We start from the raw sequence: 23,487 nt of genomic DNA on the forward strand, positions 1-23,487 counted from the left end.
ATCAATTTCACAATTTATCCAATAAAAATGCGATCTGAACTATCGGCAAATATATAAAAGACCCAAACATCAACTGACGTGCCGTTTTATCCGTGCAAGTTCTCATCAGGTGAAAGGTCTGCGCAAGGAACAAGACGCCGAATATAGTAGCCACGAAAGCGGAATTGATACCGGTCATGCCAAGTTCATAAGGTAACCATCCAATTGGTAGCAGAAACAGCGTATAGATCATGATCTGCAAGGTCGTGTCAGAATCCTTAAGACCATTTGCCGGCAACAATTTAAAACCAGCCCTTTTATAATCTTCATCCAAAACCCATGCAATCGCCCAAAAATGCGGAAACTGCCAGAAAAACTGAATCGCAAACAAAATACCCGGCTCGAGACCAAAATGATTTGTAGCAGCAACCCAGCCTATCATCGGAGGAAAAGCCCCTGGAAATGCCCCCACAAAAACTGCAATCGGTCCAACCCTTTTTAGCGGAGTATAAACAAAACCATAAAGTACCAATGAAAGTAAGGATATGAGTCCTGTACTTAAATTAAAAACCGATACAAAAATAAACAACGAGACTACTCCCAAAAAAACTGCCCAAACGATCGCCTGTTCAACGGAAATCCTCCCGCTTGGCAACGGTCTTGAAGAGGTTCTCTTCATCAATTTATCATAGTCCTTTTCCAGGATCTGATTGATTATGTTAGCCGCGCCAGTGATGCCAATTGAGGCAACAACGAATAGCACCATTTCCGTCCAGATAACCTTAGTCGCACCAAGGCAATAGCCCATTGCCCCTGAAAATGCAATCAGAGAAGCCAGCCTGAATTTCAACAATTCAAACAGAACTCCTAGCCTTTCCTTTACCCTATCAAATCCTCCTAAGCTCTCTTCCGCAGATATCATCAACCAAAATATTTACAATTTACTCCTTAACTTATTTCAAATTTCAAACCATTCTCCGTTCGTAGAAAACGTTCTCCATTTACAAGTAACCAAATCACAAACTGCAGACCTATCATCAAAATAGCTAAAACAAGATGAAGCGGTTGAGCAAATGCCGGTACTCCATAATAGGCCATAGCCAACCCGCTTATCAATTCAATTATTAGGATTAACATGCACACAGAGGCAATTTTACTTTGTGGAGAACCCGCACCAGCTGATTTTCGGATTCTAACAATCCAAAGAACGTTAATTGCTAAAACTGCAATTGAGAACGATCGATGAAAGTAGAATATCGCCCCCAAACCATCTATCCACCTTGCCCTTTCACTATACCCTAATCTTGCTATTACCTCATCCATAACCTCTCTCACCTGTGTTCCCAACAAAATCTGTATTACCGACAATGTCAAAACAACCACTCCAATCTTGTTCAGGGCAGCATCATGCGGCCTTCCTTTTTCAACCACATTTGCAGTATAACCGGCCCAGGTGAATAGATACAGTAACAGAAATACAATAACTATGGCCAGAAGCATATGTAATGTTACCATAACCGGCAACAATTCAAAGGAAACAACTTTTGCCCCAAGCCATCCCTGAACACCCACTAAAACAAATGCAGAAACGCTCAGGAAAAATATATGCCTATGACTGGATTTCAGAAAAGGTATAGCCGCAAGCAAAGTGAGGAATATCATAACTCCTGTGAATGCACCCAGGAGTCTGTTAACATATTCAATCCAAGTCTTGGTGGGATTAAAAATTACCTCACCCTTTAGCTTCGCGCCGTAAATTTCCTTGTAATTGACTGGTAACTGAGACACCTCAGTGGGAGGAACCCATCTACCGAAACACCTAGGCCAGTCGGGGCAACCCATACCCGCACCCGTGCTTCTCACAACTCCACCGGCAACAATCAGAAAATAGAGTGTAATTACAGTGTTTAACGCCAATCGCCGAAATCGGCGATTGGCGCTTGACTCAATGCGAGGACTTAAACTGGTCATTGAAGTTTTGTGACTCAATCACTTTCTCCGTGGAAATCAGTTCATTCTCATGTGGCAAGTTAGATTCCAATGTTTGAGAATAAGGAATATTTTGTGGAATAAAATCTTCTTTTGCTCCAGGCTTGCTGTAATCATAAGACCAGCGATACACTGCCGGAATCTCGCCGTCCCAGTTACCGTGACCAGGAACGATTGGTGCGGTCCATTCCAATGTATTCGAACGCCACGGATTCTGCGGAGCTCTCTTTCCTTTGAAAATACTGTAAAAGAAATTCCAGAGGAAAATGAATTGCGCAAGGAAAGAGAATATCGCCGCTACAGAAATGAACATATTCATGTCCATAAATTTATGAGTGAAATCGTAGCTCGTGAATTGGTAATACCGACGCGGGAAACCTGCTATACCAACGTAGTGCATGGGTATAAAGATAAGGTAGATACCAACGAAGGTAAACCAGAAATGGATTTGACCCAAAGTGGTGTTCATCATTCTACCGAACATCTTTGGAAACCAGTGATAAACTCCTGCGAAAAGCCCGAATGCGGAAGCAGCCCCCATTACTAGGTGAAAGTGGGCAACCACAAAGTAGGTATCGTGAAGTTGGATATCTAATGCACTATTACCCAATATAATTCCTGTAAGACCTCCCGATACAAAAAGAGAGACAAGCCCAATAGAAAACAGCATTCCCGGCGTGAAGACGATATTTCCTTTCCACAGTGTCGTTATATAGTTAAAACCTTTAACCGCAGAAGGTACTGCGATGATCAGAGTCAGGAACATGAACACAGATCCAAGGAATGGATTCATACCAGTTACAAACATATGGTGGGCCCATACGATAAAGGCTAGGAACGCAATACCCAACATGGAAGCGATCATCGCACGATAACCAAATATTGGCTTACGAGCATTGGTAGCAATTACCTCAGAAGTTATCCCCAATCCTGGCAACAGAACGATATAAACCTCAGGGTGCCCCAGGAACCAGAACAAATGTTGGAAAAGGATTGGGCTACCACCAACGTTCGGCAACGCCTCACCATTGATATATATATCCGACAGATAGAAACTTGTTCCGAAATGGCGGTCAAAAATCAACAACAATACAGAAGACAATAGAACAGGAAACGAAATCAACCCTAACACAGCTGTAATAAGGAATGACCAGATCGTCAGAGGCAGACGATCAAACGACATACCGCGTGTACGCAGGTTAATCACCGTTGTTATATAATTGATCCCCCCTAATAACTGAGATACAATAAAAAGCGCCATACTAACCAACCACAAGGTCATACCCATTCCTGAACCCGGATGCGCTTGCGGCAAAGCACTTAAAGGCGGGTAAATTACCCAACCACCGGCCGCCGGACCTGCCTGCAGGAACAATGACACAAACATGATCACACTGGCAAGAAAGAAAAACCAATACGAGAGCATATTCATAAACCCTGACGCCATATCCCTAGCACCGATTTGCAACGGAATCAGAAAATTACTGAACGTACCACTTAGCCCTGCCGTCAACACAAAGAATACCATGATCGTACCGTGCATTGTAACAAGAGCCAAATAAAAATTAGGGTCAAGCTTGCCCGAATCACTGATCCAACCTCCCAAAACTGGTTTGAGCCATGACAAGTTAGAATCCGGTAATCCCAATTGGATCCGGAAGATAACGGACATCGAAATTCCTATCACCGCCCACAAAATACCGGTAATCAGATATTGTTTGGCTATGACCTTATGATCCTCACAAAATATATACTTCTGCCAAAAGTTTTGCTCTTCATGATGATGTTCATGCTCCACTTCATGGTGATGATGAGCTGTTTCCAATCCTTCAATAGCTGACATATACTTGAAATGTATTTAAATTATTAAAATTAGCGAAGACTGGATGTCACCGCTCCTGATCCAACCGATGTTGCCGAAGTATCTGCAGGCGACGCTGCTTCAGCAGGCACGTACTTCATGGCCTTTGCTTTTAGATTTTCGGGAACTTTGGCGAGGTACTCAGGATAAGTCTCCAAAAAAGTCTTTTGTTCTGCACACCATTTTTTGTATGAAGCTTCATCTTCAACGATCAATCTCATTTTCATTGAAAAATGTCCCTGTCCACAAATCTCCGTACACGCTATTTCGTAATCAAAATTCGGGTTGTTCAATTCAGCACGCATATCAGCAGTAGTCTTATCCGGCACAAACCAAAACTTGGTCGGCATCCCTGGAACTGCATCCATCTTCACCCTCATGTGAGGTATGAAAACACTGTGCAAAACGTCACGAGCTCTGATTTTAAGTAAAACCGGACGATTTACGGGAATATGCATTTCACTTGGATTTGTAAAATCATCAAATGAATTCTCATCAGACAAGTCAATTCCTACTTCATTCTGAGCATCTATCAACTTGAAATTGTAATCGCCCAGCTTGTTATCATTAACACCCGGATAACGAACAATCCAGTTAAACTGCTTACCTGTAATCTCTATTACTTCCGCATCCCTTGGAGCGTCTGCCGTAATATCTGACCAAGCTTTCCAACCAGTGAAAACCAGAAGTGCCATTACGATTGCGGGTATAATGGTCCAGATAAGTTCAAGTTTATGGTTATCGGGATAAAAAGACGCGCGATGATTCTTTTTATGCTGATACTTCCAAGCAAAAAAGAAAATCAGAAAGTTAACCAATATAAAAGGGATCGTAAGGATTCCCATCGAGAACCAAAACAAATCATCCGTTCTCCTCCCATGTACCGAAGATGCGGTTGGCAGAAAAAACTCTCTCGCGTGCAAATACGACCATGTAATTGTAACCGCTCCAACAATAAGGATTACAATAAACAAAGCGCCGTTCCAGCGGTTACCTGATGGCTCAGCATCGGCTGATTCCGAAGGTGTTACACTTTTGAGTACATTCTGAAGCCTGGCAATCACAATACCTGTGAGAACCACAAAAACGAGAGCAACTAATGCGATAATAATATACATGATAATTAACTGGTTTTGCAATTAAGCGATATCGTGATGCAATGACTCCTCCAACATGGGGTGGTTCCTTGGGATCAAATTCGCTTTTTCTAACTGAGTTGCAATTGAATATCCGAATGCACAAATAAACAAGAGGAAGAATCCCCATTCCAAAGGCCCAAATCCAGCGTTTGCTCCCAATGTTCCAGGCATTATATTGGTATAAAAATCCATATAATGACCGATGATCACACTCCAACACGCAACTTTAAGAATAGAATGCGTGAACTTAGCATCCCTTGTCATCAGGACAAGGAAAGGGAAAAAGAAATTAAGAAACAAAGTGATGAAAAACGGTGCTTTGAAGAAACCACCATGACCTCTGAATCTTTCGATAAAGTAGATAGTTTCTTCCGGTAAGTTAGCATAGTAAATCAAAAGAAACTGCGCAAACCACACGTACGTCCAGAAAATACTAAAAGCAAATATAAATTTGCCAAGATCTCTAAGATGGCTGGAATTTACCGCACGCAAGTATCCTCTTTCTCTCAACATAACTACCACCAATGTGATAACTGCCAGTCCGGCCACGTGCCAGCTTGCAAGCGTATACCATCCAAACATTGTACTAAACCAGTGCGTGTCGATGGACATTACAAAATCCCAGGCAGAAGTAGACGACGTGACGCCGAACACAACCAAAAAAGCCGTTCCGAATCTAATCGACTTTTCATAAAACTCGGTACCTCCTATTTCATCTTCCTGTAAAGACAACTTGCGGATCACACGCCACAGCCAATACCACACAGCGAAATAAAATACCAATCGAAAAACAAAAAACGGAGTATTTAGAAACCCTTTTTTGCCAGCAATTATATGATCATACTCCGGTCCGCCCACTTCATACAGTCCCTCGTGCGTCCAGTGAAAAAGATCGTGTCCGCCAAGAAAAAAAGTTATTAACATGACGACGCCTGTAACTGGAAGAAATGCAGGTAATGCCTCAGGTACTCTTTTAAATACAGCCGACCAGCCAGCCTGTGCAAGATAATTATAGGATATGAAAAACATCCCCACTACCGAAATACCTGTAAAATATACTGCATTAACCCAAAGATTAGCCCATATTCTTGTCATCCAGCTCGTTGCATGATGACCCTCTGAAGCTGCGGCTTCCGTTGCATGCTCGGTGGCGGCGTGACCTGCTGCCGCTGCATGTTCTGCGCCGTGTGCCGCCGCCTCATGACCACTTCCTCCTGTCGCAGCAAGGTAAGCTCCTAATAATATCAGGGCAAGGCCTACACCACCGCCTATTAGCAAATTTCTTTTAGCTCCCGATGTAAATTCAAACCGTTCTTCAATGGAAGGAATCGAATGTGCTGATGCCATTATTTAATTAATTTCTCTGTTATCAAATGTATTACGAACCTTTCTGAAGCTTTTGTACGTAGTGTACAATTTTCCACCGCTCTTCCGGATTAACCTGAGAAGCATGGGGCCACATTCTGGCCTTCCCGTGCGTAATTACGTGGAAAATATGACCTTCATTTAAGGATTTGTAAGCGTCACTGGCATAATTAGGAACACCCTTATACATCGCAGCAACCTTCCCGTCTCCCGCACCATTTGCTCCGTGGCAATGCTGGCAATATCTGTCATACAACACCTTGCCTTCCGCGAGCGTCTTATCGTTAAGAGGAATCGGATTCTTCAAAACTCGTTCAGAAATTGAGATACTGTCGGCTGGAATATTGTAGACCATCAAATCAATACTTGCGGAGTCCCCCTCGCCGAAGGAAGTGCGATAATTACGTCTTGCAACCGTTCCGGCAACAGGTAATCTCATTGTCAGCCCCATCGGATTAATAGGATTTGCTTTTTCCTGTTTGTAGGGCTCGTATCCAACAGGCAAATACATATTTGGCGCGTATTCTTTTCCGGGATCACTCGGATCTTTTTTACAACCAGTAGCCACTGTGATTATCATCACCGCCACCAACAGATTCTTATATAAACTTTTAAATTTCATTGCACGAACCTCCGTTAAAATTGCTTGATATTGACTTCTTCAGCCCCACTGTCCTTCAAAGCACGGGATATCTCATCGGCACTCATAGAATTCCTTCCCAGGTCAATGGCCATCACGAACTTATTGTCTGTTGAACGCTCGTCAAATCTTGGATGAAAATGAGTGCCTGGCCCAAGTCCATTAGAGATGAAGAAAGTTATCACCATTCCAAAAGCGGTAAATAACACGGTAAGCTCAAACGTGATAGGAATGTAGTTAGGGACAGATATCGGATCCTTACCACCGATGATCATTGGCCAGTCGATACCCATCGTCCAGATCATCAATGTCAAAGCAACACAGCATCCAGTAACGCCAAACATAAAAGCTGCGATACCAATTCTGGTTCTTGGATGACCCAGTGCTTCATCCAACCCGTGAATCGGAAATGGTGAGTAGACTTCCTTTATTTTAACTCCAGCCTTTCTAAGCTTTGGTACTGCATGAAGAACAGTATCGTCATCGTCATAAACTCCGACCAAATATTTACCAGATAACTCTGCCATATTATACTTATATTAAAATACCTGTCAAGTCGCTATTGCGAATTATTTATTCTTGATCCTTACCAAAAACCGGTTCGGCATTTCCACGTTGTCTGACCTTTGCAACTCCGGCAATTTTCGCAGGAAGATTTGCAGATGTCGAACGGATTACTGCCTTAACCTCTGCCATGTTCACAACTGGCAAATATTTAGAGAATAAAAGAAACAAAGTGAAGAATAAACCAAAAGAGAAAATGTAGTCCCCGATATCAAACATGGTTGGAGAAAACATCGCCCAACTCGAAGGAACATAGTCACGGTGGAGAGAAGTTACAATAATTACAAACCGCTCAAACCACATACCAATGTTCACTACTACTGAAATAAAGAAGGTAAAAGTGATGCTACGGCGTAATTTTCTTGACCAGAACAGCTGCGGAGAAATCACGTTACATGTCATCATCGCCCAGTATGCCCACCAGTAAGGACCTGTCATACGATTAAAGAATGCATAGTACTCGTACTCCACTCCACCGTACCAGGCAATAAAGAACTCAGTTATATAGGCAACACCTACAACAGAACCTGTCAGGGTGATTACCTTGTTCATTGTCTCAATATGCTCGAGTGTAATATAATCTTCCAGACGATAAACAACCCTGGTGATCAGCATCAGGTTTTGAACCATCGCAAATCCCGAAAAAATAGCTCCTGCAACAAAGTATGGAGGGAAAATTGTTGTATGCCAACCCGGAATAACCGAAGTCGCAAAGTCCATACTTACAATAGTGTGTACTGAAAGTACAAGTGGTGTAGATAGACCGGCCAGAATCAAACTGATATATTCATACCGTGCCCAGGTCTTAGCCGAACCGTCCCAGCCCATTGCAAAAGTTCCGTACATTAAACGAGAAATTTTGCTCGTAGCACGATCACGGATTGTCGCCAAGTCAGGAATTAAACCAATGTACCAGAATACCAGCGAAACTGAGAAATATGTACTGATCGCGAACACGTCCCAAACCAAAGGAGAGTTGAAATTCACCCATAGAGACCCGAATGCGTTTGGCAATGGAAGCGCCCAATAAGCCATCCAAGGACGACCCATGTGCATTAGGATAAAAGAAGCCGCGCAAATAACGGCGAAGATCGTCATCGCTTCTGCTGCACGGTTTATAGATGTTCTCCATTTCTGGCGGAATAGCAAAAGAATCGCAGAAATAAGCGTCCCGGCGTGACCAATACCAACCCACCATACAAAGTTTGTAATATCCCACGCCCAACCGACGGTCTTATTCAATCCCCAAACACCAAGTCCTTCCCACCAGGTCCATGCAAGACAAACAGATCCATAGGCAAGCACCAAAAGTGAAATTCCAAAAGCAATCTTCCATTCCTTCGTTGGAGTACCCTCAACATGGCGGCATATGTCCTCCGTTACGTCTGCGTACGTTTTCCCACCTTGAATTAGTGGTTCTCTTACAGGTGAAGTAACATGCATACTACTATAATTTATAATGATTTAATCTTCAAACAAATTCAATAACTGGGAAAATCACGCGTGCTCCTTCTTCTCTTCCGCTTTTGCCACCACATCTTTATTTCGGATCTTAGTCAGATAAGAAACCTGTGGACGAACGTTGATCTCCTCGAGCATATGGAATGCCCGTCCTTCACGTTCCTCTGAAAGTAATTTGGATATTTTGCTCTCCGGATCATTCATGTCTCCAAAGGTAATCGCGTTAGTCGGACAAGACGAGCCACAAACCACTGTAACGTCACCATCATTTAAGCGTCTTCTTTCCTTTTTCGCAGTCAACTTCGCTTCCTGGATTAAGTGTACACACATTGAGCACTTTTCAATTACTCCACGAGACCGCACAGTTACATCCGGATTAATGACCATTTTACCCAGGTCATTGTTAAAGTTGTAGTCAAAATTATCGTTGTCAAAATATTTGAACCAGTTGAAACGACGTACTTTATACGGACAGTTGTTGGCGCAATATCTTGTGCCTACGCAACGGTTATAAGCCATTTGGTTCAATCCTTCCGAACTGTGCGTAGTTGCCAATACAGGACATACCGTTTCGCAAGGAGCATTATTGCAATGCTGACACATCATCGGCTGGAAAGTAACCTCAGGATTTTCCGAAGCTATCTCGAGTCCTCTTAGGTCTTCTACATCAGCATCACTACTATAATACCTGTCAATACGCATCCAGTGCATTTCTCTGGCATTTATAATTTCCTGACGCCCTACAACAGGAATATTATTTTCAGCCTGGCAACTGATCACGCAAGATCCGCACCCAAAACAAGTGTTCAAGTCTACGACAAGACCCCATGAATGATTCTTATATTTATGGCCATTCCAGAGTGAAAGATCTGTTGCATCCACAGTTCCCTCCGAAGTTGGAATTTTAGGTACAAAGCGACCCGCCAGAGGGTCTTTCTGAAAATGCGAAAGAACTGTTTCCTGAAGAACCGACTTACGGTTCATCACAGTGTTGTGTGTCTGGGTTTGTGCTATCTCACGGAAATCGCCCGTCTTGGAAACAGTTACCTCTCCGGGTGCAAACGATATGAAACCGTCTGCAAGCGATGCCAACGGATAGATGTTCTTCCCAACTCCATTGGCAGATTTACCTGCTTTTTCGCGACCATAACCAATAGCCACCGCGACAGTACCATGAGCAAGTCCCGGCTGAACAATAACAGGAACCTCAACCGACTTACCTTTGAGTTCTATTTTAACAACATCTCCCTGAACCACCCCAAGCTCTGTGGCAGTTTTCTGAGAAAGGCCAGCATGGTTATCCCAGCATGCTTTTGTAACCGGCTCAGGGAACTCCTGTAACCATGGATTATTAGCAGCAAATCCGTTACCTATACCGACGTTTTCAAATATCGCCAGCTCAATTCCTGATGAAGCCGTTTTATATTTTTTAGCAATTGCCGCAGCAGCTGCGTCAACATTACCCACAAAAGTAACATTAGAGGCTACAGCAACATTATTTCCTGCAAACACACCATCGTGAAGAGACTTAACCCAGAATTGCTCAAACCCTCCAGTTCCACCTTGTGGATAAATGCTCTTTCTCCAGTACGCCTTGATATACTCATGAAAGTCAGATTGCAAACCTGCCCATTTCAATAAGCTTGTCTGCGCCTGACGGGTACTAAATATCAAACTGATTGTTGGCTGCGTAAGACTAAAAAAGCCAGCCTTCGGTTCTGCATCATTCCATGATTCCAGGTAATGAGGTGCAGGACAGATATATTTTAATAAAGAAGAAGTCTCATCTGCACGATCGTTAAATGATATCCCCAGTGCCACCTTTGGTAATGCAGCAGCAAGTTCAGCTCCACGAGGATGATCGTAAACAGGATTTGATCCGTAAACTATAACAGCATCGACTTTCCCACCTTTTACTTCTTCGATGAAATCGTTCATCGCAGCATCATTTCCCTGACGGAAATAAACCGGATTATCGATATCAATCGTTGTGCCATAGCTGCCCAATAAACTATTCAACGCGTTCACTACAACCTGAACCGAAGGGTCGTTAATGCCGCATACTACAAGCGCCTGTCCTTTTGCGGATACCAATTCGGCAGCAGCTTTGTCCAAATTTGCTACTTCAACAGTAGGCGCGGAAATCGCTTTTCCACCCAATTTGGCCGCTACTTTGTTATATAATGTAGTGACAACCAAACCAAGTTGGGATGGTTTTACAGCGGTACGATAATCGGCATTCGAACCTGTCAAAGACAATATTGCCTCAAACTGATAGTGACGGGACATGTCTTTTTTCCCCTCTTTCGAACTGCTGACAATACGTGTTTCTGCAAATAGCGAAGAGTAGGTCTCAGGCGCTATCCATGTTCCCAGGAAATCCGCATCGATACCTACTATTAGTTTAGCTTTATTAAAGTTATAAGTTGGAATAACAGCCTTGCCAAATGAGAGCTCATTTCCTTTTACAATTGCCGAAGAAGAATTGGCATCGTAAACTATATGTTTTGTAGTCGGATATTTAGCAGTGAAGTCTGCAATGACCGATTTTGTAGACGGACTTAATATGGTGGAGGAAACAATTCTGATAGCTCCACCTTTGGTAGAAATATTTGCCAGCTGATCTGCAATCTCTTTATCGACACTTTCCCAGCTAACTTTTGTATCTTCTCCCTTTTTAGGGCCTTTTAATTTTTCATTATCGTACAATCCAAGTAAAGATGCATGAACGCGGGCACTAACACCACATGATGCATTTGACATGGAATTGCCCTCGATTTTAATGGGCCTCCCTTCTCGTGTTTTAACTAAAATACTGGCATAATCACCACCTTCTGAGTAAGTAGACGCATACCAGTTTGAGATTGTAGGGAATTCTCCCTCAGGCTTATTGACATAAGGTATTGCTTTTTTTACCGGTGTTTCACAAGCAGCGAGCGATACCGCTGCCATACCAAAACCTAGAACCTTTAAAAAATCCCGACGATGTGTTCCAACTCCATCTACAAGACTTTCATATTGACTTTCAGTAGGCCCATCCGAAAACTCTGAACGTGCATCCTTAACAAATTTTTCGTCATTCCGCAGTTCTTCAAGTCCTCGCCAGTATCTTTTATTACTATTTTCCATAAAACTATTCAATACAAATGAGTTGTATTCGGTATTAATTTCTATTGCTTAATAGTGACATTTAGAGCATTCCAAACCACCAATATCTGCTACTTTTAATGCCTCTTTACTTTCAGAAGCGTGCAATTGTACCAGCTTATCGTAATACTTGTTGTCTTTTGTATTAACCTCCGTTTTACGGTGACAATCAATACACCAGCCCATTGTCAACGATGAACGCTGTTGTATTACCTCCATTTTTTCAACCTCACCATGACAGTTCTGGCATTCCAAACCACCAACATTTACGTGCTGGGCATGATTGAAGTACGCAAGATCAGGCAGGTTGTGTACACGAACCCATTCGATCGGTTGGTTATTCTCAATAGAGGTATAGATTTTCTGAATTTCAGGAGACTCTTTCTTAATAACCCCGTGACAATTCATACAGATATTTGCAGAAGGAATGTGGGCAGATTTACCCCGGTTTACACCTGTATGACAATAATTACAGTCAATCTTGTATTCCCCTGCATGTAGTTTGTGAGAGAAGGAAATCGGTTGTTTAGGAGCATAACCTTGCTGAACACCAACGCTATATGCGCCGTCCACGGTAGCCTTTAAAACAAGCAATACAAAAATCCATATTGTGGCAGAACGAATTGCCGGATCGCCGGCTATTTTCTTCAATGAAGCACCCAGTCGGGTCATGAAGTCTCCTTTTTCCGCTTCCGCAGATTCACCACCGCCAACTGCCTTGGAAAGAAGCGATACAATAACAAGCAAGACGCCTAACACCAGCAACATCACAACCACCAGTGCAGCCAGCACAATTACGAATAAGTCGGACGGCGCACCTCCCCCATCAGTACCGGCTGAACTTGCTCCTGACGCGGCAGCCGGCGCCGCAGCTGCAGGAGCAGCGGTGGCAGCTTTATCAACATAAGCAAATATCCCCTTTATATCGTCATCTGATAAATTAGGGAAACTTGTCATCTGAGCTTTTGAATACTCATTATAAATTTTTACTGCATAGGGATCTCCGGATGCAATAACTGCTTGCGAGTTACGTACCCACTTACTTAACCATGCAAAATCATGTCTTGAACTTACGCCTTTCAAGCCCGGACCTACAACTCTTTCTTCAGTTACAGCGTGACATTGGGCGCAGTTATTTTTGAAAAGTGCTTCTCCCTTAGCAGCATCACCTCCTCCTGCGGGAGCAGCGCCAGCAGCAGCTGTACTGTCCTGAGCAAATACTAAGTTTGGAACACTTAATAATAAAGCTACAACAATAGCTATAAACGTTTTTGAGTAACTAAAGGAGGAACAAAACTTAGCGTCCTTTCGGAATGGTATATTCATAATCAACTATTCATTATTCTTCAACAGACAAAACTAGCTTACGATTTTTTATCCACAAAAGTATTTCAGGGATATTTTGAACCACTGTGTTATTTATAATTCGTCTAATTTATCATGATTTATCTATTTTGATATTAACTGTAATATGTATTGATTTTCAGATATTTATCAAAAAAAATACCATTTGCCGAGCCGCCTATTAGCCCTGATCAAATGGTATTTTTTTTAGTAAATTTATGATCGCCTAAAACTTAAAAAGCGAACTGCAAATTGGTGAGGTTCCGAGCGGATTCGAACCGCTGTTCGAGGTTTTGCAGACCTCTGCCTAGCCACTCGGCCACGGAACCAGATTAGAATTAGCTGCTACCTGAATGGTGACAGCTAATCCGGGTGCAAAAGTATCAAAATTTTTCGCTACTTCTGCACACTACCTTATTTTTTTCCTTTCTTTTCACTCTCTTCCATCTGTTCTTTCAAAGCAGACAGTACGCTCAAGTCGCCAAAGGTAGATTTCTCTCCTTCTTTGCTCGTGCTTTCAGGAGTAGATGAACTCTTCGCAGGAGCTGAAGCCACCTTCGCAGGTTTATCCTCTTTCTTTTCTTCCGAAGCCGGAGCCGCTTTTACTTTAGAGTGAGTAAGAACGATTTTCTTTTCATCCTTAAGGAATTCCAGAACCGTGAAGTCCAGGCTTTCACCTACCTCAGCCAGAGTACCGTCCTCTTTTGCAAGATTTTTGATAGCTGCAACACCCTCGATTCCGTAAGGAAGTTCAAGTGTAGCAAACTTGTCGCCTTTTGCAACGATCGTACATTTGTGAACTGAACCAACTGCAAATATGGTTTCAAACGTATCCCAAGGATTTTCTTCCAGTTGTTTGTGGCCAAGAGCAAGACGACGGTTATCCGCATCCAGTTCAAGAACAACAACTTCCAGTTCGTCATTTACTTTTACGAAATCTGATGGATGTTTGATTTTCTTGGTCCATGAAAGATCCGAAACGTGAACAAGACCGTCTATACCTTCTTCAAGTTCGATGAACAGACCGAAGTTAGTAAGGTTGCGAACAACTCCTTTGTGACGGGTTCCGATTGCATATTTCTCCTTCAGTGAACCCTGTGTCCAAGGATCTTCGGTAAGCTGTTTGATACCAAGAGACATTTTGCGCTCCTGACGATCCAATGTCAACACAACTGCGCTGATCTCGTCATTGACGTTCATGAATTCCTGAGGATTGCGCAGGTGCTGCGACCATGACATTTCAGAAACGTGGATCAAACCTTCAACACCTGGTTTGATTTCAAGGAAAGCACCGTAGTCAGCAACGTTAACGATACGTCCTGTTACTTTTGAACCAACCTGGATTTCCTCTGCCAATGAATCCCATGGGTGAGACTGAAGTTGTTTCAGACCCAATGAAATACGTTTTTTCTCTTCATCGAAATCCAGAACAACCACGTTCAATTTCTGATCAAGCGCAAGCAGGTCAGATGGGTGGTTAATACGGCCCCATGAAATATCAGTAATGTGCAACAAACCATCGACGCCACCAAGGTCGATAAATACACCGAAGTTGGTCATGTTTTTGATCACACCTTCAAGTACCTGACCTTTTTCAAGGTTATTAAGTATTTGCTGGCGTTGTGCTTCAAGATCTTTTTCGATCAATATTTTGTGAGATACAACTACGTTATCGTTAGCGTAATTGATCTTAACAACTTTAACTTCCATACGCTTTCCGACAAAAATGTCGAAATCGCGAATAGGCTTCACATCGATTTGTGAACCCGGCAAAAATGCCTCGATACCAAATATGTCAACAATAAGACCACCTTTGGTTCTTCTCTTCACATTTGCATCGATCACAACATCCTCATCGAATGATTTCTGGATGTTATCCCATGCAGTAATCACTTTCGCTTTTTTACGTGAAAGAACAAGCTGACCTTGTGCGTCCTCCTGGTTTTCTACATAAACTTCCACTTCGTCGCCAATTTTCATGCCTGGCAGGTCGCGGAATTCATTGGATGAAACAATACCATCAGATTTGAAACCGATGTTAAGGATCACCTCACGGTCTGTAATACCAACTACTATACCTTTTACTACTTCTTTTTCCTGCACAGGAGAAATGGTAGTTTCATACATTTGTTCCAGACGGTCACGGTCCGCAGATGAATAACCTGTACCGAAACCTTTGTCTGCTGCTTTATCCCAATCGAAATCAGGAAGTGGTTGACTTGTTTTTTCCTTAGACATAAATAGGAATTATCGCTCTTAAATACATCAGCTCGCGAGCTAAGTAGCTGAAAATTAGTGAAAAAAGTAAATTAGAATAAAAAATTAGAGCGCAAAGGTAACTCTTTCCTCTGAAAATTACTTAACAGAGCAAGATATTTTAACCGGAAATATGCTGAAGGTTAGCCTGATACGGCTTTTTCGGAGAGATAAGAGGTTTCAGTAACTTCTTTCCTTAGAGCCAAGATATGGCAACCACTCATCATCAGCCAAACCAGAAAAATCTCTGATAAACATTAAAAATGAAGGTCGGAAAGGACGTTGACGCAATGGCATACCAACTTCTTCGGGTGTATGATCTCCTTTTCGGGAATTGCAGCGTTTGCAGGCAGTAGCGAGATTATCCCAGGTAGTTTTTCCGCCTTTTGATTTTGGGATTACGTGATCCAGTGTGAGATTGTCATGTGTTCCGCAGTACTGGCAACGATTCCCGTCCCGCTTGAAGAGGTTCTGCCGAGTCATGACCACTCCTCTGTAAGGTATGTGAATGTACCGGTTCAGGCGGATCACAACAGGCATTGGATATTGATCACTGACAGTCCGAAGATAATGCCTTGGAGATTCGGCTAACATTTCAGCCTTATTCATGTAAACTAACAAAAACGCTTTTGGAACCGTGCAGACACTTAATGCGCTATAATCTTGATTAAGAACAAGTACCTTACCCATGAGACCTTGAGGTATTTAGTTCTGACAATATAGGAATTTTACCTAAAAAACGCGCCTCATATTTCAATTATTATTGAAGTAGTTTGCCCAGTATCACAGTATTACGCACTCTGTTTTGTCAAATCAAGTTGTTGGTCTAAAAATTCATCCGATCTGTTTCCCGCTTTACATCGCGCTCTTTGATAGAATCCCTTTTATCGTAAAGTTTCTTACCTTTTGCCAGCGCAATATGCAGTTTTGCCAAACCCCGCTCACTTGTGAATAATCTGACCGGAATGATCGTCAGCCCCTGATCTTTGAGATTCTCGATTAACTTTCTTTTTTCCCGCTTCGTAATCAACAATTTACGATCACGCATAGGATCATGATTGTAATGTGTACCTTCCGTATAGGGAGAAATATGAAGACTTCTGATATAAAGCTCACCGTCCATAAATAAACAATAAGCGTCCTGGAAATTTACTTTCCCCTGCCTGATCGATTTGATCTCCGTTCCCGTCAACGCCATCCCTGCCGTAATTTCTTCCAGAAAAAAGTACTCGAACGAAGCTTTCCTGTTACGTATATCTACTTTTTTAACTATTTTTTCGGACATATATATTCTCTAATTAGCAAAGGGGATCAAAATTAAGTTTTTGTTAAAACTATACCAATTAATGGAGCGCACAGATTGTGTCCCAATGGCTGCGCTCGGATTCCCTTAAATGAATGGAAGATCAGTATCGTTACTGATATACAAGAAGAGGAGAAACCCTCCGTAATTTAGAACCTGACCATTTGTTTCCAGGTCCCTTTGATGCGGTTGTATTTGAGCGTGCTAGGCAAGGCTCTCCACCAGTAGCGGTTCATTTCCACGGCGAAGGAGGGCTGCATATAACAATTGATCGCACAGCCTTCACAAGCCGGCAATTTGCCTTCCAATGCGACAAGCTTTTGAACCTCATCGGAATGATACAGATTGAACAGATTTCCTTCGATCGGATAATCCTTCAGTCCCAGATGATAACATGGCAATACAAGCTTGTTTTCCGGCGAGATAACGATTGTCGTGCTTGCTGCCTTACAGACCGGATCTTCTACATGGTTTCCACCGTCCAGACGCAACTGGATAAAAGCATCGTTGAGATAAACATTTTTCTGTTTTCCCCACCAAAGCAATTCCTTTAGAGCATCCTCGGAAAGATTGGAGCCAACGTTGTTATACTCAAAAACCGGATTTAATATCAATACCAGATTATTGGGCAGACATATTTCCTCCCACATCTGTCTGATTTTATGAACATTGTCTTCAAAAACGGTAAATATGATGTCGGGTCGTTCACCAAAGGATTTGGCAATCTCAATGGATTCCATCACCTTATCAAAGCATTTTACGTTTCTTGACTTGTCATGTTCATCGCGGTCCGGAGAATCCAGGGAAAAATGCAGCATATCGATCAGCCCGCGGAGCTTTTCGGCGTATTTGGGATACAGTAACCCGTTACTCGTCACTGTGGTAATCATCCCGTGATCTTTGGCTTCTTTTAAAAGAACGTCCAGCTGCCTGTGCAATAACGGCTCGCCACCGGTGAAGTCAATCACCTTGACGCCCAGACGCTTTAAATCCCGTAAATTTTCACGCAGGTTCTCTACTGTAATGTGTGGCGATGGTTTTTCCCAAATGTCACAAAAACTGCACGATGCGTTACAACGGTAAGTCACATAGTAATTGCACAGTACTGGATGGGAAATCAACCGCATATCAACGTAGCATGGTGAGCAGACTGGTCAGTTTGTCTTTCAGGTCTTTTCTGTCAACTATAAAATCGAGGAAACCGTGTTCAAGCACGAACTCCGCACTTTGAAAGCCCTTTGGTAAATCTTTACCAATTGTTTCCCTGATTACCCTCGGGCCGGCGAATCCAATCAATGCTTCCGGTTCGGATATATTGAAATCTCCAAGCATAGCGTAAGAAGCCGTTACACCACCTGTAGTAGGGTCTGTTAAAAGAGAAATGTACGGCACTTTTGCCTCAGAAAGCTGGGCCAACCGAGCGGAAGTCTTCGCCATCTGCATAAGGGAAAACCCTGCTTCCATCATCCTCGCACCACCCGATTTTGAGATCATCAAAAAGGGAATTTTCTTTTCGAGCGCATAAGAAATGGCACGTGCGATTTTCTCGCCTACCACAGAACCCATCGAGCCGCCAATAAAATTGAAATCCATACAGGCAATCACAATATCCAGTTCATTCATTTTTCCGTGCCCGGTGCGTACAGCATCTTTCAACCCAGTCTTCTTCATCGTCGACTTGATGCGGTCGGGGTAAGATTTGGTATCGACAAAATGTAGCGGGTCGCCGGATGTCAGATTAGCATCCAGTTCAATGAATTCGTTATCATCGAACAGCAGGTTAAAGTACACATCAGACCCTACCTTTTCATGATAGTTGCAATGAGGGCATGTGAAAGCATTTTGCTTATGTTCTCTGGTGGGTGTAATTTTTTTACAATTAGGGCACTGATACCACAATCCATCCGGCGCTTCGCGCTTCATTTCGGTGGGTGTATTAATACCTTTCTCTTTCCGAATAAACCAGGACATATTATTTAGTGGATTAATATCTTAGTAAAAGCCTTAAAATCAACCAATTACTATATTTTCATGATGAGTAACGGGGTCAAATATAGCAATAAATGTTGTGTAACGCGCCAGGAAGCAATTGTGAGTGAATTATTACAGATTCATTTTTTGGGGTAACTAATGCAACCTGTTGAACAATTTTGACAGTAATTTGTTACTTTAACCAACGCTACTTCTATCCTGATTAATTCGAGCAGGGTATTCTAATCGCTTAAAAATGACCAACGATACTTCCCCGATTGTGATTATAGTGGGTACAAACCGGCCCAATTCCATGTCACGGAAAATTGCTGAATATTACCAAAACATTCTAAATCAACTCAATACCCCCAGTATCATATTAGACCTCATAAATTTACCGCACGATTTCACCGTTTCTGCCCTATATGAAAATACCGGAAAAAATCCGGAATTCAATAGCTTGAAAGAATTGCTGGAACAAACTGATAAATTCGTTTTTATAGTTCCGGAATACAATGGGTCTTACCCCGGTGTACTCAAGGCCTTTATAGATGGGTTACCTTATCCCAATAGTTTTGCTAATAAAAAAGCAGCTCTTGTAGGGCTGTCTTCGAATATGCAGGGGGCTGCGGTCGCCTTAAGCCATCTCAATGATGTATTCAGTTATCTTGGAATGAATACACTGGCGTTAAGGGTAAAACTCGCCCAGATCCGGTCTCATTACCATGATAAGATCATTTCAAATACCCTGTATAAGGAACTGCTGGAAATTCAGGCTGGGCAAATTATCCATTTTTGAAACTGTTAAAATAGCGAAAGGGAGCATTTAGCTCCCTTTCGCTATTTTAACCAATGTTGTTCCATTTCGCTTGCAGGTATTGCAGGCCTTTTCCAAAGCTCAACCCTGCTTCTTCGGTAAGCAGGTCCTTCCAGATCAGGAAATTTAACCAGGCCGTCTCGGAAGGATTTGACCATAATATCAAGCCTTTCTGTCTCCTCATCAGACCAGTCCTGATTTTCTTCAAAATTTGTTACATGTACGTTGATAGAATGGAAATCTGCCGAGACAACTTCCTTTTCCAGGGCCAGATCGATCGCACCGGTATGTGTTTTTTCTTCTACTTCACCCGTTAAAACAAGATCAAGTTCCTCTAGAACTTCCTCTTTTTCAGGTTCAAAAATAACCACGGGCTCAGGCCCCTTGGTTTTAATTACATTTTTCAATTCGATACCAGGAATCGGAGATTCGATACTATCGAAACCTGCCGCCACAATCGTCACCCTTAGCTTGTCGCCAAGCGTATCGTCGGTAATCGTCCCCAATTTGAACATCCTGGCTTCACCACCAACCTGAGACAGTACATAACGCCAGATCTCACGCTGCTCCTTCATAGTAGCCTCCTTTTTCTTGCTGGTAGCAAGTGTCACAAGAATACGTTTGGCACCGCGGATATCCCGGTCATTGAGCAAAGGCGAATCCAGGGCTTCTTTGATCGCAATCTGCGCGCGTTCAGCACCACTAGACTCCGATGTTCCCATAACAGATTGCCCCGCATTTTTCAGTACCTTTTCTACGTCTTTAAAATCCGTATTGATATTACCGTTCGTGGTAATGATCTCGGAAATACTTTTTACGGCATTCAAGAGAATTCCGTCTGCCTCGGCAAAAGCCTGTGTCAGCGTCATGTCCTCGTAAAGCTCTTCCAATTTATCATTAAGGACTACCAGAACCGTGTCGCTATATTCTTTCAGCTGTTCAATCCCTTCCAGTGCCTGTTCTTTTTTATCAAGTCCTTCCCAGGTGTAGGGAGCCGTAACTACCGCAACAGTGAGCTTGCCCATTTCCTTTGCAAGCTGGGCAATGACAGGTGCAGCTCCGGTTCCAGTTCCGCCGCCCATACCTGCAGTAATAAAAACCATCTGTGTTGAGCCGCCGAGCAACCCTTTGATTTCCTCGATCGTTTCGAGCGCCGCTTCCTTTCCTTTCGATGCATCCGTCCCTGCCCCGAGGCCCTGGGTCAATGTCGCACCTAACTGGATCTTAACCGGTACGGGGCTGTTAGCCAATGCCTGCCGGTCAGTGTTACAAACTGCAAATTCAACATCCTTGATTTTCTTCTCAAACATGTAATTTACCGCATTACTGCCGCCGCCGCCCACACCTATCACTTTAATGATGGCAGGCTCGGCATGATTGGCCCCATTTGGCAGATCTTTGACGATTTCGTTCACAATGTAGTCCTGGTCTAGAGCGTGCAACAAGCTTGTATTCATAATTTTGAGTTGATATAGTGCTATTTCTCCTGCTATTTACCTCAATAGTCTCCCAGACTATCATCTTTTTTGCCAATAATGCTATCCCAAAAAGTCCCGATCTTCTTCACCGGTTCTTTGACTTCTTTCGGTTTTTCTTTTGGAATAATCACCGTTGTGGCTACTGTGGGGGCCTTACAAACCGATTTTACCCTGGGATCGATTAATTTAAGCCCGGCCCATGCAAGACCAATTGCTGTATTGAATGAGGAGTTACTGACAGCATCAGCCTTGGCTGTACGTTCCATATTTTCAGGATAGCCTACCCTGACAGACATATCAGTTACTTTTTCAAAAAGGACTTCAATTTCATCAATATTAGCCGATCCTCCGGTTAATACAATCCCGCCTATCAATTTATCGAGATATCCGGATTTGATAATTTCAGCATAAACCATTGCCGCTATCTCCTTCAGTCTTTCTTCAATGATCAACCCAACATTCTTTTTCAAAACCTGCTTGGGTGGACGTCCCGCAAGGAAATTCACAAGGATTTCGACATTCAGCGGTATATCTGCGGATACCGCCACACCATATTCTTTTTTAAGCTGCTCGGCATTTTCAAACTGAATACCGCAGCCTATGGCAAGGTCATTGGTAATGTGCCTGCCACCAATCGGGAATGTTGCAATATGCCTCACAATCCTATCCTGATAAATAACCAGATCAGTCGTGTGATCACCTATATCCACCAACGCAATACCCGCTTTCATTTCATTATCGGTCAGTACGGCAAGGCTTGTTGCGAGGGGGCCAAAAACCATTTTATCACATTTCAGGTTTTGATCAGCATCTGCCAGGCTTTTCTTGGTACGTTGTATCGATTGGTTATTTGCAGAAATAATCAGGAAATTACCTCCCAGCTTAATTCCCGTCCGGCCTACCGGTTCACGAACCCCGGGAGAGTTATCTACCACAAATTCCATGGGCAAGACATGTAGCACATCGTAATTAGGCTCAATTTTAGCCCTGTACATATCGTCAACCAGTTGATCGACGTCTCGCTGCGTCACCTCTTCTCCCGATGACGCAGATGGTCTTATAACTCCATCGCTATGCGTGCCGATTTTTACATGAGTACCTCCAAAACTTACGTTTACTATACCAATGTCAAGATCTGAGCGGGAGGATGCCTCCTGCAAAGCTTCCCTGATTGCACTGCCTACTTGCTTTATATTTTCTACTGATCCGTTTACTACTGCTCCGACAGGCACAGGAACTTCACTAAAACCCAATATCTCGATATTGTTCTGCCGGGGGCCTGACGTCGACCCCTGGGCAGCAATAACAGCAATCTTCGTACTTCCGATATCGACTCCAACTACAATTTTTTCGTGTGCCATGTTGATGGTGAATTATTATTCACAAACTATTTGATCTTGAAACTTAATACTAATTCTTTGATACCTGCTCCAGTCTTTGCTCAATACATTTTCGTAGAATATTTTCAGCTTATTAAATTTCAACTGATAATCCTCCGCAGTACCGAACTCAATTCGCTGGTTCCCCAAAACAGTGGTAAAAAAGATCTCCCCTTCTTTATCTGCATTTAACTGAGCGATCTGAGCTTTCCAGAAAGGGTCGGTGTTTAAAAAACGCAGCAGTTCCATAAACGACGCCCCCTTTTCCGTTTTCATCTTACCGGAATTATTGAAAAAAGAGCCGGAAACCAGCAAAGTACGGGCTGAATAAGTATCGGATAATGGAAAAAAAACGCCTTCCTCGTTAATATAGTATCCCGATGTATTCCGTAGCTCCCCGTTATCTGAAGTATTTATCCAGCGCGCAAGTGGTTTTTCCTGCTCCACCTCAACCACTATATTCCCCTTGAGGTCACGAAAGACCTGGCATTTTTTGATTAATTTGTTACGTCTGACCCTGTTTTCAAGCTCATGCAAGGCTACATCGTCCAAACGGCTACCCATCAACGGATCACCGCCGTTCTCGGTCACCAGTAACTGCACATCCGACTGATTCAAAAACCGTGTACTGGAGTCGCCTTTAATGGATATTACCAGATTCGTACAACGCTGTTTTCCAAGTTTGTTCTCCGCCATTCCTATGGCAGCAATTGGCAAAATGAGCCACAAACTACGTTTTAATAAAAACCATGAATAGTCAAATTTACGTAACATCTTAGTAATATTAAAAATGC

At 42.8% G+C, this 23,487-nt stretch carries 19 protein-coding genes and 1 tRNA gene; 1 reads left to right on the forward strand and 19 read right to left on the reverse strand.

What is annotated here, in order from left to right; translation table 11 throughout:
• Positions 1 to 7: 7 nt before the first annotated feature.
• From cyoE to accD, 16 genes are all read right to left on the reverse strand, one after another.
• A complete protein-coding gene (cyoE, locus tag FBF61_RS24295; RefSeq protein ID WP_229215197.1) occupies positions 8 to 901 on the reverse strand; it encodes a heme o synthase in 894 nt (297 codons plus the stop codon).
• Between the two features lie 26 nt (positions 902 to 927).
• Positions 928 to 1,896, reverse strand: coding sequence for a COX15/CtaA family protein (locus tag FBF61_RS24300; RefSeq protein WP_229215198.1), 969 nt, complete (start codon positions 1,894 to 1,896; stop codon positions 928 to 930).
• A 28-nt stretch (positions 1,897 to 1,924) separates the two neighbouring features.
• Positions 1,925 to 3,811: a cytochrome c oxidase subunit I gene (locus FBF61_RS24305; protein ID WP_138482211.1), complete on the reverse strand. Its 1,887-nt coding sequence runs from the start codon at positions 3,809 to 3,811 to the stop codon at positions 1,925 to 1,927.
• Positions 3,812 to 3,840: 29 nt separating this feature from the next.
• Positions 3,841 to 4,947 carry a cytochrome c oxidase subunit II gene (locus tag FBF61_RS24310; RefSeq protein ID WP_138482213.1) on the reverse strand — a complete coding sequence of 369 codons (1,107 nt, stop codon included), beginning with the start codon at positions 4,945 to 4,947 and terminating at the stop codon, positions 3,841 to 3,843.
• Between the two features lie 21 nt (positions 4,948 to 4,968).
• Entirely contained in the window at positions 4,969 to 6,315 is a 1,347-nt protein-coding gene (locus FBF61_RS24315) for a quinol:cytochrome C oxidoreductase (protein ID WP_138482214.1), read from the reverse strand.
• Positions 6,316 to 6,346: 31 nt separating this feature from the next.
• Positions 6,347 to 6,955: a c-type cytochrome gene (locus FBF61_RS24320; RefSeq protein WP_138482216.1), complete on the reverse strand. Its 609-nt coding sequence runs from the start codon at positions 6,953 to 6,955 to the stop codon at positions 6,347 to 6,349.
• A 14-nt stretch (positions 6,956 to 6,969) separates the two neighbouring features.
• Positions 6,970 to 7,500 (reverse strand): DUF3341 domain-containing protein, encoded by a 531-nt coding sequence (locus FBF61_RS24325; protein ID WP_138482218.1) that lies wholly within the window; start codon positions 7,498 to 7,500, stop codon positions 6,970 to 6,972.
• A gap of 46 nt (positions 7,501 to 7,546) precedes the next feature.
• Entirely contained in the window at positions 7,547 to 8,980 is a 1,434-nt protein-coding gene (gene nrfD, locus FBF61_RS24330; RefSeq protein ID WP_138482220.1) for an NrfD/PsrC family molybdoenzyme membrane anchor subunit, read from the reverse strand.
• 54 nt (positions 8,981 to 9,034) lie between these two features.
• Positions 9,035 to 12,127 carry a TAT-variant-translocated molybdopterin oxidoreductase gene (locus FBF61_RS24335; RefSeq protein ID WP_138482222.1) on the reverse strand — a complete coding sequence of 1,031 codons (3,093 nt, stop codon included), beginning with the start codon at positions 12,125 to 12,127 and terminating at the stop codon, positions 9,035 to 9,037.
• A gap of 48 nt (positions 12,128 to 12,175) precedes the next feature.
• Positions 12,176 to 13,471: a c-type cytochrome gene (locus FBF61_RS24340; RefSeq protein WP_138482224.1), complete on the reverse strand. Its 1,296-nt coding sequence runs from the start codon at positions 13,469 to 13,471 to the stop codon at positions 12,176 to 12,178.
• A 276-nt stretch (positions 13,472 to 13,747) separates the two neighbouring features.
• A tRNA-Cys gene (locus tag FBF61_RS24345) sits at positions 13,748 to 13,818 on the reverse strand.
• Positions 13,819 to 13,903: 85 nt separating this feature from the next.
• Positions 13,904 to 15,727: a 30S ribosomal protein S1 gene (rpsA, locus tag FBF61_RS24350; protein WP_138482226.1), complete on the reverse strand. Its 1,824-nt coding sequence runs from the start codon at positions 15,725 to 15,727 to the stop codon at positions 13,904 to 13,906.
• A 198-nt stretch (positions 15,728 to 15,925) separates the two neighbouring features.
• Positions 15,926 to 16,435: an HNH endonuclease gene (locus FBF61_RS24355; protein WP_138482228.1), complete on the reverse strand. Its 510-nt coding sequence runs from the start codon at positions 16,433 to 16,435 to the stop codon at positions 15,926 to 15,928.
• A gap of 136 nt (positions 16,436 to 16,571) precedes the next feature.
• Positions 16,572 to 17,030 carry an SsrA-binding protein SmpB gene (smpB, locus tag FBF61_RS24360; protein WP_138482231.1) on the reverse strand — a complete coding sequence of 153 codons (459 nt, stop codon included), beginning with the start codon at positions 17,028 to 17,030 and terminating at the stop codon, positions 16,572 to 16,574.
• Positions 17,031 to 17,197: 167 nt separating this feature from the next.
• Entirely contained in the window at positions 17,198 to 18,175 is a 978-nt protein-coding gene (locus FBF61_RS24365; protein WP_138482233.1) for a radical SAM protein, read from the reverse strand.
• A 1-nt stretch (position 18,176) separates the two neighbouring features.
• On the reverse strand, positions 18,177 to 19,019 hold the full coding sequence (gene accD / locus FBF61_RS24370; protein ID WP_138482235.1) for an acetyl-CoA carboxylase, carboxyltransferase subunit beta: 843 nt from the start codon (positions 19,017 to 19,019) through the stop codon (positions 18,177 to 18,179).
• Positions 19,020 to 19,275: 256 nt separating this feature from the next.
• Here accD and FBF61_RS24375 point away from each other — a divergent pair, with 256 nt between their 5' ends.
• On the forward strand, positions 19,276 to 19,818 hold the full coding sequence (locus FBF61_RS24375) for an NADPH-dependent FMN reductase (protein ID WP_138482238.1): 543 nt from the start codon (positions 19,276 to 19,278) through the stop codon (positions 19,816 to 19,818).
• Positions 19,819 to 19,859: 41 nt separating this feature from the next.
• Here the strand turns inward: FBF61_RS24375 and ftsZ are convergent, their stop codons facing one another.
• From ftsZ to FBF61_RS24390, 3 genes are read right to left on the reverse strand one after another with little or no spacing between them, the layout of a single operon-like run.
• Positions 19,860 to 21,293, reverse strand: coding sequence for a cell division protein FtsZ (gene ftsZ / locus FBF61_RS24380; RefSeq protein ID WP_138482240.1), 1,434 nt, complete (start codon positions 21,291 to 21,293; stop codon positions 19,860 to 19,862).
• Between the two features lie 41 nt (positions 21,294 to 21,334).
• Positions 21,335 to 22,675: a cell division protein FtsA gene (gene ftsA, locus FBF61_RS24385; RefSeq protein ID WP_138482242.1), complete on the reverse strand. Its 1,341-nt coding sequence runs from the start codon at positions 22,673 to 22,675 to the stop codon at positions 21,335 to 21,337.
• Positions 22,676 to 22,690: 15 nt separating this feature from the next.
• Complete coding sequence (locus FBF61_RS24390) at positions 22,691 to 23,467, reverse strand: cell division protein FtsQ/DivIB (RefSeq protein WP_138482244.1); 777 nt, start codon at positions 23,465 to 23,467, stop codon at positions 22,691 to 22,693.
• Positions 23,468 to 23,487: the final 20 nt, after the last annotated feature.

It is taken from the genome of Dyadobacter bucti, assembly GCF_005869225.1.
Taxonomy (GTDB): domain Bacteria; phylum Bacteroidota; class Bacteroidia; order Cytophagales; family Spirosomataceae; genus Dyadobacter; species Dyadobacter bucti.